This is a genomic window from Pedobacter hiemivivus (genome assembly GCF_005144565.1).
Lineage (GTDB): Bacteria > Bacteroidota > Bacteroidia > Sphingobacteriales > Sphingobacteriaceae > Pedobacter > Pedobacter hiemivivus.
Genome location: NZ_SWDX01000003.1, coordinates 271,730 through 284,091 on the forward strand (window position 1 = coordinate 271,730; position 12,362 = coordinate 284,091).

Consider the following 12,362-nt stretch of genomic DNA (forward strand, 5'->3'; position numbering starts at 1 on the left):
ACGAACTATTTACAAATGTGCTTTTGCCACCATAACTTTAACATTGGAGAAGCGTAGCGATACTCGTCTTTAGATTTTAATAAATAACCATCGCCTTCCAACATCTCCATAGTTTTGTCTACAATATCCAGGTTGTATTTTAGGGCTTTACCATTCAATACATCAAGATTAATCAAATCATTAACAGCAACATACTGCAATATCTCAGAAACAAATTCGTATTCATTCCCCCTAAATAATCTAGCCAATCGTTCAAAATAGGGTTTAAATTGCGATTTGTTTTTTATATGCACGACCTGATCAAATGCCAGATCAATAGACTTTTCGTCTACAACGTTTCCATTTGATTTGTAAATATCTACAATCTCTCGTTCAATCAATTGCAAATGAAAAGGAATAAGCCAACCTATTTTATTTAAAATATAATCCAATAAACTTCTTTCAATATTGACTCCATCAGTTTCCAAAAGTCTGGACATAAAATCGATAGCCTGTTCGTATGGCAAAGGCTCAACTTCCACAGTCATAAGATCATTTACAGCTGTTAGTGAAGTTACCTTCTCAATTATAGGATACAATGACAATGAACCAGTATAAATAAACCTTACCTTATCCAGTACATGCTTGTGATGACGCAATACTCTATTTTTCTGGATAAATTGCTCGGCGGGTCGAACACCTTCCTTATTCAGAATATTCTGAATTGTTTGAGGAAATTCATCTATCAATATCACTAGATTTCCTGGCTCCTTTTTTATACTGGAAAATAATTCAGTAAGAATTTCATAATAATCAGTTTCACATCCATCCCTCAGCTCAACATTGTAAAATTGTTTTACCCTCCCTAAAATACTAGCTATCGTATCTTTAACGGCGGCAGACACCTTGGCAAGACGATTTATCGCCTCACTCTTTATTAATTCTTCAAAAATCACTTTAAAAAAGTCGTTTTGCGATTCAAGATCTTCAGTTATGACATATATGGAATGGAAATTTTCTTCAGGAAACTCCTCTATATATCTAAGTATTGAAGTTTTACCTACCCTACGAGGAGCGGAGAGGTAAATACTGGTTCCAGCATTCAATACACGATAAATCTTTCTAATTTCTTTCTCACGAGGGTAAAAAGCCTCACCTCTGGCGGGATTTCCTAAACTATTTTTCATTTGACAATAAATTTATTACTATGTAATTAGGATACTATGATTTTTAGATTCTGGTATTCACCTTCGTAGGGTGTGGTAGCGCTTATCTTTTTGAGCTTTAAAAATATAGCTATGATATTGCAGGATATTTCTGTGAGCTTAAATAAGAAGTCATCCCCTCTTGCATCCAAATGATCCAATCTTTCTTCGATCAAATCTAGCCTTTCGTCTATCCGTGTAAGCCGCCCTTCCATTCTCTGGAGTGTTTCTAGTAATTCTTTCATAATTATCTTTTTGATAAACAAAAATCACTATTTAATTTTTATAAATAACTACTTGTAACAAATTTTAATATAAAATATTTAAAATAAGTAAAACAGGGTTTAGAAATAAGGTATATTATTAATACAATCGTCATCCTGAGTTCGTCATGCCGGCGTAGGCCGGTATCAGGATCTCGCAATAGAAGGATTGTCTTTCTCTTGCGAGATACCGGCCTTCGCCGGCATGACGACCGCTAAGGACGAAGCGCATAAAGAATAGCATGGTAGGTAGTTTCTATATTGCCGCTTTTTTATCGTTATCTTAGAATGGTCTTTTTACCTGAAATGATACAAAAAATTGAACACAAAAATATGATCATCATTGTAGGTGGCGGCCTTGCTGGACTATCATGCGCCCTCCATTTACGAAAAGCAGGTTTTGAGGTTACTTTAATTGAAAAAACTAAAGATCCTCACCATAAAGTTTGCGGCGAATACATTTCTAATGAAGTCCTACCCTATTTACAATGGCTGGATGTAGATCCACTGACAATGAAACCAGCCCTCATAAAAAAACTGGTGGTCTCCTCAAATACAGGCAAAACCATTGCCTGTGATTTGCCGCTCGGCGGTTTCGGCTTAAGCAGATATGAACTGGACAATTTGCTATACCAAAAGGCGCTGCAAAATGGCTGCAACTTAATTACAGATCGGGTGACCGACATCACTTTTAAAGACAACAATTTTGAAGTAAGTACCGATACACACGGTATCTTAAAAAGCCATATCGTAATTGGCGCCTATGGTAAAAGATCGGCCATAGACCAAAAACTATCTCGTCCCTTTATTTCGAAAAAATCGCCATGGTTGGCTGTAAAGGCGCATTATACTGGTGATTTCCCAGATGATCTGGTTGCGCTTCATAATTTCAAAGGTGGCTATTGTGGCGTATCTAAGGTAGAGCACAACCGCATCAACATCTGTTATCTCGCAGATTACAATAGCTTTAAAGCCTATAAAAACATTCAGGATTTTCAGGAAAATGTGCTTTGCAAGAATCCCCATCTTCGTAAAATATTTGACAACAGCACGGCCCTATTTGAGCATCCCCTAACTATAAGCCAGATTTCTTTTGAGAAAAAAGAAGCCCTGCACGAACATATTTTAATGATTGGTGATACAGCCGGTTTAATTCATCCACTTTGCGGCAACGGAATGGCAATGGCTATTCATAGTGCAAAAATTTGTGCGGAACTCATTATAGCTTACCTAAATAACAAGATTCACAGCCGAGTTTTGCTGGAGCAGGATTATGTAAAAGCATGGAACAAAAATTTTAAAACAAGATTGCTAATGGGTAGGTTTCTATCTGAAATGATCAGGAAAGAAAAATTATTTGGGCCAATGCAACAGCTATTGGTTAATTTCCCCTCAGCCTTACCCTTAATCGTTAAAATGACTCACGGAAAACCGATCTTATGTTAGTAGATACCAACCGCAGAAGTGATGCCCCTGAATTAATGGATGATTTTTTATTAGAAGGGGATATTTTAAGTAATGCGCTAGATAAAATAGCAAGCATAAACAGGTTGCTGGGTGGCAATAAAGTTACCTTACAAGGGGTAAAATGTTTGCTTAAATCAAAACCAGTATACAGGTCTGAACTCCGCATTTTGGATGTGGGTTGTGGAAATGGCGACATGCTCAGGACCTTGGCCAAGTATGCCAAAAAGAAACGCATAAAACTTAAACTGACTGGAATAGATGCGAACTATTTCACCATCAAACATGCGGAACAATTATCAAAAAAACATCCAAATATCAGCTATGTATGCGCAGATATTTTTGAAGAAATTAAACAAGAAAGACTTTACGATGTTATTCTGTGTACATTGACATTGCATCATTTTAAAGATGACGAAATCATCACACTTATGAAAGGCTTAGAAGAGCAGTCGACATTGGGAATTGTGGTAAATGACCTACACAGAAATGCGCTGGCTTATTACTTATTTGTAAGCATTTGCTTTGTTTTTAGGCTCAATCACATGTCTAAAAATGATGGACTGGTATCTATATTAAGGGGTTTTAAAAGACAGGAGTTGCATGATTTGTCTGAACAATTGCGCTTTAACGATTACATTTTAAAATGGAAGTGGGCATTCCGTTACCAATGGATAATTAGAACGATATGAGCGTAAAAATTAAGACTGTTTCCAAGCTAGCCCCACAATATTCGAGAAGCACTGCAGAGATACTCCCCTATCTGGATGTCTGGTTGAAAGACCAGGAGCCTCGGTTTATTAAAAAAGTAAAAAAGATATTTGAACAGGCGGCGGTCGACAAAAGGTATTCGATCATGTCGCCGGAAGAAGTGTTTAGACCGTCATCATTTGAAGAAAAGAACAATATTTATATCAAAGAAGGTATTAAACTGACGACGAGCTGTTTAAAGCAAGCTTTAGAAAAAGCCGGATGGCAACCCCAGGATCTGGATTATATCATTACGGTAAGTTGCACAGGGATTATGATTCCATCCTTGGATGCTTACTTGATCAATACACTAAACCTGCGACAGGATATTGTGCGACTTCCGGTAACCGAGATGGGCTGTGCAGCAGGGATTTCGGGGATGATTTATGCGAAGAACTTTTTAAAAGCAAATCCGGGAAAGCGCGCGGCAGTGATTGCGATTGAATCGCCTACGGCGACTTTTCAGTTGGATGATTTTTCGATGGTCAATATTGTAAGTGCAGCGATTTTTGGAGATGGCGCGGCTTGTGTATTACTCTCCTCAAAGGAAGAAGATGAAGGACCGGAAATTATTGGGGAAGAAATGTACCATTTTTATGATTCCATACCTATGATGGGATTTAACTTGACCAATAAAGGGTTACAAATGGTATTAGATGTGGCAGTGCCCGAAAATATTGAACAGCATTTCCCGGACATCATTCATCCATTTTTAGAAAAGTATGGATTGAGGATTGAAAACATTGATCATTTGATATTTCATCCCGGTGGAAAAAAAATTATTGATACAGTTGAAGCGTTATTTGGTAAATTAGGCAAAAATATAAACGAGACTAAAAACATTTTAAAAGAATACGGGAACATGTCGAGCGCCACAGTATTGTATGTACTGGACCGCTATATGGAGAGGCCATTGGGCAGCGGAGAACTGGGCTTAATGCTCAGCTTTGGACCAGGGTTTTCGGCACAACGGATGCTATTGAAGTGGTGAGGATTCCGCTAATTAAGCGCTTCGTCATCCTGAATTTATTTCAGGATCTCGCAAGAGAAAGGAAGCCATGCAGGTGCGAGGTCCTGAAATAAATTCAGGATGACGGGGTGCAAAAAACAAGAATTAAACATAACAACAATTAAACATAACATGAACAAAGCAGAGATCTTAGCACACTTACCTTACTCGAAACCATTTTTATTTGTAGACGAACTAGAAGAGATCGACGAAAATGGAGCTAAAGGTTCTTATACCTTCGATGCTGGTCTTGATTTTTATAAAGGCCATTTTAAAGACAATCCGGTAACTCCTGGTGTAATCTTAACCGAAACCATGGCACAAATCGGATTGGTATGCCTTGGTATATACCTATCTGGCAGCGCCGAAGGCGGCATGCCCGGCCATGTGATGTTAACATCAACTGCGATCGATTTTATGAAACCTGTTTTTCCAGGTGAAAAAGTGACGGTAACCGCTCAAAAGGTATATTTCCGTTTCAAAAAATTAAATTGTACGGTACAAATGACCAATGCAGCTGGAGAAGTGGTTTGCAAGGGAACAATTGCTGGAATGGTAACCAATAAAATGAATGGCTAAACGTGTTGTCATAACCGGGATGGGTGTTGTAGCACCAAATGGAGTTGGTTTAACTGCATTTACAAATGCTATTAAACAAGGCATCTCGGGTATTAAACACGATCCAGAATTAGAAAGACTTCAGTTTTCTTGCCAGATTGCAGGAAAACCTGAATTGTCCGATGAGCTGGTTGCCAAATACCTCAGCGATTTAGAACGCCGAAATTTTAACAGCAGTGGAATTTTATACGGGATTATCGCCGGCATGGACGCTTGGCAGGATGCCAACCTGCCAATCTCCAATGCCGATGAGCCCGACTGGGACAGCGGAACTATATTTGGCACCGGCACATCGGGCATTGAAAAATTTAGAGAAGCCATTTACAAGGTAGATGACCTGCAGGTACGCAAACTGGGCAGCACAGTCGTAGTGCAAACCATGGCCAGCGGCATTAGCGCTTACCTTGGGGGCAAGCTTGGCTTGGGCAATCAGGTGAGCAGCAACTCATCAGCCTGCACAACTGGCACAGAAAGCATTTTAATGGCTTATGAGCGCATAAAAACCGGACAAGCGAGCAGAATGCTTGCCGGCAGCACGAGCGACAGTGGGCCTTATATATGGGGCGGCTTTGACGCCATGAAAGTCTGCACCTTTAAACACAACCAGGAACCAGAAAAAGGATCGAGACCAATGAGCGCCAATGCCAGTGGTTTTGTACCTGGCTCCGGCGCCGGAGCCTTGGTTTTAGAGTCATTGGATTCTGCCCTCGCCCGTGGCGCAAAGATCTATGCGGAAATATTGGGGGGCAACATCAATTCGGGCGGACAACGCGGCAGCGGCAGCATGACTGCGCCAAATGCGATTGCGGTGCAGCGCTGTATTCAAGCCGCCTTGCATAACGCAGACATCAGGCCCGATGCCGTTGACGCGATAAACGGTCACCTTACCGCGACCAGTAAAGATGCCCTGGAAGTACAAAATTGGGCCATTGCTCTGAATCGTACGCCTGAACACTTCCCATATATCAACAGCTTAAAAGCCATGATTGGACACTGTTTAAGTGCTGCAGGAAGCATAGAATGTATCGCCTCGGTATTGCAGCTGCAACAGGGTTTTATTTTTCCTTCGATCAACTGTGAAGACCTAAATCCAGAAATCGCAGAACTGGTAAATAAAAATAAGGTTACAAATCAAATAATGTATCAAAACATTAATATATTAGCTAAAGCAAGCTTTGGGTTTGGTGATGTCAACGCCTGCATTATCTTTAAAAAGTACGAAAATGGATAAAGAAGAACTCTTAACAAAATTGAAAGAAATTGTTGCTCCTTACACCCATGACAAAGATGCTTTAGCAACCATTAGCCCATCCACAGATTTCATTAAAGACCTTAAAATTAATTCGGCCAACCTGGTGGATGTAATTTTAGACGTAGAAGAAGAATTTGATATTGAAATTGACAACCTGGAGATGGCACGAATGCTAAATGTAGGGGAAACTGTCACAATTATTGAAGATAAACTAAAAGCACTTGATAGGAAATGACATTGTTGATTTAAGCCAGGCCGCAAAAGAAAGCAACTGGAAAAGGACAGGATACCTGGAGAAGCTATTTACTATGGCCGAAAGGTTCCTGATTCACGTTGCCAAAGACCCGGAAGTCATGGTATGGCTACTATGGACCATGAAGGAGTCTGCCTATAAAGCACACGCAAAGGAAACAAAAATAAGGACCTTTGCCCCAACACTCCTCTGCTGTACTAACGTAGTCGTACATCCAACATTGGCGACTGGCAATGTGTTTTATCAAGGAAAAATGTATTATACGCAAAGCACACTATCTGAGGCTTACATTCATACCATTGCAAGTGAAAAAACTAAGGTACTGAGTAGTCTGCAGCTTAAAATAAGCGATTATGACGAATCCGATAGCGCTTACAGAAGCACCAATCCGGCTTCTGTAAGTCACCACGGCAATTACCTCGCACTTATTTACTTGTAAGCTTAATTCATATCGGTCCAGTTCAGCTTATCCTTATCCGGATTTACTCCTATCTAAATACTAACTTAGTGTAGCTGTATAATGTACTATATTTGATTGCGGATATGAACAAGAAAACATTTAAGATTTCAAATAAAATAATATGGCTAAGCTCCTTTTTTCTTGGGGTGCTTACCTCCGTTCCTAAAATAGCAGAACAGCATTTTAACCCCTACGAAGCGCTGGTTGATTCGACCGTCACCTTTCTATTTGCCGTGCTGATCTGGTATTACAACATTCTAATGCTTCCGGCCTATTCTTCAAGAGAGGTTGCCCATGGATTTTCGGTTAAACGACTGCTTAAAGGCCTTTTTTTCGGGATTGGTCTTATGTTTATTTTGGCTTCTATCCAACAATATTTGTTATCCCACCTAAATTTTGGACCTGTAGTGCTGATGTTCGAAGTGCGGGGGATTCTTGTTAACATTACCTTTTATATGTTTCTTCACCTTTTGTATCAGAGTTATCAGAATCAACAGGTAGGCATAGAACTGGAGCGTACTAAAGCAGATAACCTTGGTGCACAATATGAATTACTTAAACAGCAGGTAAACCCCCATTTCCTGTTTAACAGTTTGAATACTTTAAAATATATGGTGGAAAGCAATGACCCCCATGCCGTAGATTTCATTCTAAAACTATCCGATTTTTACCGTTTCACACTCGAAAGCCGCAAGCTGGATCTAATCAAGCTTGCTGAAGAACTAGAGATACTTAATGCTTACGTTTTCCTGTTAAAAGCGCGCTTTGAAGATGGTATTGATCTTTCTATACATATAGAACAGCAACATTATCAATCGCTAATACCACCATTTACACTGCAACTGCTGATAGAAAACTGCATTAAACACAATGTGGTATCCATAGATCGTCCGCTACACATCCACCTATATTCAGAAAAAGATTTCATCATTGTCGAAAATAAACTTCAGGTAAAAAGAACTCCAGAAGCTTCTACAGGCTTGGGGCTGGAAAACATTAATCAGCGGTATCTGCACCTTTCTGGCAAGCAAATCGAAATCTTTACCACTGAAACATTATTTACCATCAAACTCCCGATCATTCATGAAAATCTTAATCATTGAAGACGAGCTTAAAGCGGCAAAGTCACTTGAAAACCTCATTCTAAAGATAAAACCATCGGCGAAAATCACCGCTCAACTGCAAAGTATAGAAAGTGCTATTGACTACCTTTCTGAAAACGAAGCTCCTGATCTTATCTTTATGGATATTCAGCTTTCTGATGGGCTATGTTTCGAAATTTTTAAATCAGTAAGCATCCAATGCCCTGTTATATTTTGTACTGCTTATGGAGAATATACCATGGATGCCATTAAAGCAAATGGAATTGATTACCTGCTTAAGCCTTTTTCAAAAGAAGAACTGCAGAAAGCTTTTGAAAAAGTAGACAACTTCAAAAACTTTTTCCAGCAAAATACACAACCAGATATGGAAGAATTACTGAAAAAGATCGGACAGGATGAAGGGAAAAAAAGCTTTTTAGTATTCAAAAACAACAAATACACCACTGTTAAAACTGAGGATATAGCCTTTTTCTATATCAGAAATGAGGCTCCGACACTCATGACCTTTCAGGAGCAAGAATATACCCTGATGCAATCACTGGATCAATTGCAAAGCATATTATCAACTAAACAGTTTTTTAGACTAAACAGACAGTATCTCGTTAACTTTAGCGCAATTAAAGAGGTAGAACACTACTTTGACAGGAAACTCTTCGTAAAGCTGGTCATCCCCAGTCCAGATAAACTATTAATTGGGAAAGAGAAGACCACTATCTTTTTGAATTGGCTCGAAAACCGCTAACTGTAACAATAGAGTAGAAGACACTCAGTTCTTCGTGTTTTAAATTCGCCGCTTCGTCGCCCATTTTGCCTGCCTCAACTTAATTACACTACCTGCCCGCCAGTAATTGCAATAAGTTTGCTATACAATCTAGTCAACATAAAACATGAAAAGTATGCTCACCAATGCTAATACTATTGCTGTAGCGTCATCTGAGATCGACGCCGAAGCCTCTTTACATCAGAATAATCCGCATCAAACCGCAGTTACTAAATTTATTGAGGCCAGCGGTAACAAGTATGCTTACCGTTCCTTCGGCCGGAAAAAAGGTATACCAATTGTATTGTTCCAGCATTTCACTGGTACCATGGACAACTGGGACCCGACATTGACAAATGGACTTGCAAAATACTTCCATGTCATCTTATTTGATAATAAAGGTATTGGTGGCTCAGGTGGTCAAACTCCGGATAATATTGAAGCTATGGCAAAGGATGCTATTTCTTTTATAAATGCTTTGGGTTATGAAAAAATAAACATTTTAGGCTTTTCAATGGGTGGCTTTATTGCCCAACAAATCGTCTTTAAAGAACCCAAGCTGGTGAATAAGCTGATACTTGCCGGAACAAGCCACAAAGGCGGCGAGAATTTAACTGTGCTCGTGAAGGACCTGGAGGAGTCTGCCAATATGAGCCCCGATGAGCAAAAGCTATTTATGTTCTACAGCCCTTCCCAAACAAGCCAGGCTTCGGGGCAGCAGTCATTAAAAAGGATCAATAGACGACAAATTGACCGTGATCCGGACACGAAATTGGCTTCCATACAATCGCAGCTGAAATCAATTTTGGGCTGGGCAATGACCGATGAGAATTCCATAACCCAATTGAAAAAAATCAAACAACCTGTTTTAGTAGTAAATGGCAATAATGATATTGTTGTACCTACAATTAATTCCTACATCCTTTTCCAGAATATACCCAATGCCAAGCTTAGCCTATATCCAGATTCGGGGCATGGGGCAATTTTTGAATACGCCGACCTCTTTTTGGCGGAAGCCATCCCGTTTCTAAAAGCTGAATGAGGAATTATATTTTTTTTTGACCTGCTTTTTTAAAAGAAATACTTTTTGCAATCCCCAATTTTTTCATCCTCGATATTAATGTAGAAGCATTTAAATCCAGTAGTTCTGCAGCTCCGCCTCTACCATGAATTTTCCAGCCACAACTTTCCAGGGCGATCAAAATATGGTCGTGTTCGGTTTCGGCCATGGTTTTGATCCGGCCATTTGTGATTGCCATTGGCAAGGGCGAACTAGGCTGACTGGGCAATTGCAGTGAGGTAATGGTATTTCCGTTAGTGAGTAATACACTTCTGGCAATCATATTTTCAAGTTCGCGGATATTTCCCGGCCAGGAATATTCTTGCATGGATCTGAAAACGGCGTCAGATATACCGGAAACATTTTTATTTTCTTTTTTGGCATAAAATTTCAAAAAGTGATCGGCCAAGGGTTTCAAATCTTGTTTACGTTCACGTAGTGGTGGTATTAGTACAGGAAATACATTTAGCCGGTAATACAGATCCAGCCTAAAACGCCCAGCGGCAACTTCTTCTTCCAGCATACGGTTTGAAGCGGCTATAATCCGCACATCGATCGTTCTTTTTTTACCGCCTATTGGCTCAACCTCGCGCTCCTGCAACACTCTTAACAGCTTTACCTGGAGATCTAAAGGCAATTCTCCTATTTCGTCCAGGAAAACAGTGCCATCGTTAGCCTGCTCAAATTTACCTATTCGCTTTTCGTTAGCTCCAGTAAACGAGCCTTTTTCATGACCAAACAACTCCGACTCAATAAGATTAGCAGGCAAGGCACCACAGTTCACGACAACAAAGGGCTTAGTACTACGGAGCGAATTGATGTGGATATATTGTGCCGCCAGTTCCTTTCCCGTACCACTTTCTCCCAATATCAGTACCGATATATCCGATGTTCCGGCGATCTTGAGATGATTAATTAGCGTAAGCATTTTTTCACTGGAAGTTATAATTTCCTTAATGCCTGCTTGCCTGTAGCGATCTGTTAATTCCTTTGAAACCGCGGGATGATTTTGCTGATGAAGGTACCAGGCCACATCAAGCATAACCAAGACATCTTTCGCGCGAAATGGTTTTGCAATAAAGCCATAGGGGCTAGTTTCCTTCGCTGCATCTAAGGTCTTTTTATCAGAGTTAGCTGAAAGATAAACGAATCCGATATTCTTTTCTTTTAAACTTTTAGCAAGGTCTATGCCCGTAAGCCTCCCTTGCAGGCGTATATCCAATAAAACAAGATCGGGTTTTTCACGCTCTACGATTTTCAGCGCTTCGTTTACCGAACACGCAATTGTACAAACATGATAGCCGGCTTTGGAAAGTATGATCCTAAGATTATTTGCTTTAATAAATTGGTCCTCAACAATGAGTATCCTGGTTTTCATAATTACTCCTCCTGCTTATTGGTTCATTTAATATGCAATCGATGATAGAATAATTATAGCCAGAAAAGTATCCTTTAAAATAGGGCGTTAATAGCCTTACCCCTATCTAAAATTGCAAATAAAAAGGAATGATTTAAATAAATTTACCAAAATTTCTACATATAAAGAAAAAGTAACCTGATCAAAGCACTCTTCTTATTATGATATCCCACAGCTCATATCAACCAATCGTTACATTTAACTATTCAACAGAAGCTATCTACACATAACAAGCTAACTACAAGCGATATAAGTTATGGCACGAGTGTTGAATTGAGTTATTCAAATATGACCGAAAAATCAATTCACAATGGATTCATATCAACAAATAGCCGGGCTATCAATTTCGCTACCTGGCCCTGAAATAGCTGATCAGTTAACAGACCTACTGACAAAGCTTTCCTTTTCCATCGGCAAACAAAGTTTCCTCGTGTTTAAACACAATAAGTATTTCACTATAGCTACAAAAAATATTGCTTTTTTCCATCTTAAATATGACTGTACAATCATTACTTGCTTTGATGGGCAAGAATATACCGTGGATCATTCCCTCGAGCAGATCCAAAGTCTTTTGGCGCAGCAATTCTTCTTTCGGTTAAACCGCCAATATTTGATAAATTTTTACGCGGTGAAGGAAGCAGAACATTATTTCGGTCGAAAATTATTTGTAAGGCTTTCCATTACCACACAAGAAAAGCTTATTGTATCCAAAGAAAAGGTGACCTGTTTTTTGCATTGGCTTGAAAACAGATAAACCGTGTTTGGTATA

Annotated in this window: 14 protein-coding genes; 11 read left to right on the top strand and 3 right to left on the bottom strand. The window is 39.5% G+C overall.

What is annotated here, in order from left to right; all coding sequences use genetic code 11:
- Positions 1-5: 5 nt before the first annotated feature.
- Complete coding sequence (locus tag FBD94_RS08310; protein ID WP_136879865.1) at positions 6-1,166, bottom strand: ATP-binding protein; 1,161 nt, start codon at positions 1,164-1,166, stop codon at positions 6-8.
- Between the two features lie 26 nt (positions 1,167-1,192).
- On the bottom strand, positions 1,193-1,429 hold the full coding sequence (locus FBD94_RS08315; protein ID WP_136879866.1) for a hypothetical protein: 237 nt from the start codon (positions 1,427-1,429) through the stop codon (positions 1,193-1,195).
- Between the two features lie 324 nt (positions 1,430-1,753).
- Between FBD94_RS08315 and FBD94_RS08320 the strand changes: the two genes are divergently transcribed.
- The 10 genes from FBD94_RS08320 (at position 1,754) to FBD94_RS08365 (ending at position 10,158) form a co-directional block, all read left to right on the top strand.
- Entirely contained in the window at positions 1,754-2,893 is a 1,140-nt protein-coding gene (locus FBD94_RS08320) for an NAD(P)/FAD-dependent oxidoreductase (RefSeq protein WP_136879867.1), read from the top strand.
- Positions 2,887-3,603 (top strand): methyltransferase domain-containing protein, encoded by a 717-nt coding sequence (locus FBD94_RS08325; protein WP_136879868.1) that lies wholly within the window; start codon positions 2,887-2,889, stop codon positions 3,601-3,603. The genes FBD94_RS08320 and FBD94_RS08325 overlap by 7 nt, the downstream gene beginning before the upstream one ends.
- A complete protein-coding gene (locus FBD94_RS08330) occupies positions 3,600-4,652 on the top strand; it encodes a type III polyketide synthase (protein ID WP_136879869.1) in 1,053 nt (350 codons plus the stop codon). Before FBD94_RS08325 ends, FBD94_RS08330 begins: the two co-directional genes overlap by 4 nt.
- A 150-nt stretch (positions 4,653-4,802) precedes the next feature.
- Positions 4,803-5,249 carry a 3-hydroxyacyl-ACP dehydratase FabZ family protein gene (locus FBD94_RS08335; protein ID WP_131611843.1) on the top strand — a complete coding sequence of 149 codons (447 nt, stop codon included), beginning with the start codon at positions 4,803-4,805 and terminating at the stop codon, positions 5,247-5,249.
- The gene (locus tag FBD94_RS08340; RefSeq protein ID WP_136879870.1) at positions 5,242-6,519 is read left to right on the top strand and encodes a beta-ketoacyl-[acyl-carrier-protein] synthase family protein; all 1,278 of its coding nucleotides are present in this window, start codon (positions 5,242-5,244) and stop codon (positions 6,517-6,519) included. The genes FBD94_RS08335 and FBD94_RS08340 overlap by 8 nt, the downstream gene beginning before the upstream one ends.
- Positions 6,512-6,775 (top strand): acyl carrier protein, encoded by a 264-nt coding sequence (locus tag FBD94_RS08345; protein ID WP_131611847.1) that lies wholly within the window; start codon positions 6,512-6,514, stop codon positions 6,773-6,775. Before FBD94_RS08340 ends, FBD94_RS08345 begins: the two co-directional genes overlap by 8 nt.
- Positions 6,762-7,232 carry a 4'-phosphopantetheinyl transferase family protein gene (locus tag FBD94_RS08350; protein ID WP_131611849.1) on the top strand — a complete coding sequence of 157 codons (471 nt, stop codon included), beginning with the start codon at positions 6,762-6,764 and terminating at the stop codon, positions 7,230-7,232. Before FBD94_RS08345 ends, FBD94_RS08350 begins: the two co-directional genes overlap by 14 nt.
- Positions 7,233-7,336: 104 nt before the next feature.
- Positions 7,337-8,356, top strand: a complete 1,020-nt coding sequence (locus tag FBD94_RS08355; protein ID WP_136879871.1) for a sensor histidine kinase — start codon at positions 7,337-7,339, stop codon at positions 8,354-8,356.
- Positions 8,337-9,098: a LytR/AlgR family response regulator transcription factor gene (locus tag FBD94_RS08360; RefSeq protein WP_136879872.1), complete on the top strand. Its 762-nt coding sequence runs from the start codon at positions 8,337-8,339 to the stop codon at positions 9,096-9,098. Before FBD94_RS08355 ends, FBD94_RS08360 begins: the two co-directional genes overlap by 20 nt.
- A gap of 145 nt (positions 9,099-9,243) precedes the next feature.
- Positions 9,244-10,158, top strand: a complete 915-nt coding sequence (locus FBD94_RS08365) for an alpha/beta fold hydrolase (RefSeq protein ID WP_136879873.1) — start codon at positions 9,244-9,246, stop codon at positions 10,156-10,158.
- A 4-nt stretch (positions 10,159-10,162) separates the two neighbouring features.
- Here the strand turns inward: FBD94_RS08365 and FBD94_RS08370 are convergent, their stop codons facing one another.
- On the bottom strand, positions 10,163-11,554 hold the full coding sequence (locus FBD94_RS08370) for a sigma-54-dependent transcriptional regulator (RefSeq protein ID WP_136879874.1): 1,392 nt from the start codon (positions 11,552-11,554) through the stop codon (positions 10,163-10,165).
- Between the two features lie 349 nt (positions 11,555-11,903).
- Here FBD94_RS08370 and FBD94_RS08375 point away from each other — a divergent pair, with 349 nt between their 5' ends.
- On the top strand, positions 11,904-12,347 hold the full coding sequence (locus FBD94_RS08375; protein ID WP_136879875.1) for a LytR/AlgR family response regulator transcription factor: 444 nt from the start codon (positions 11,904-11,906) through the stop codon (positions 12,345-12,347).
- Positions 12,348-12,362 lie beyond the last annotated feature (15 nt).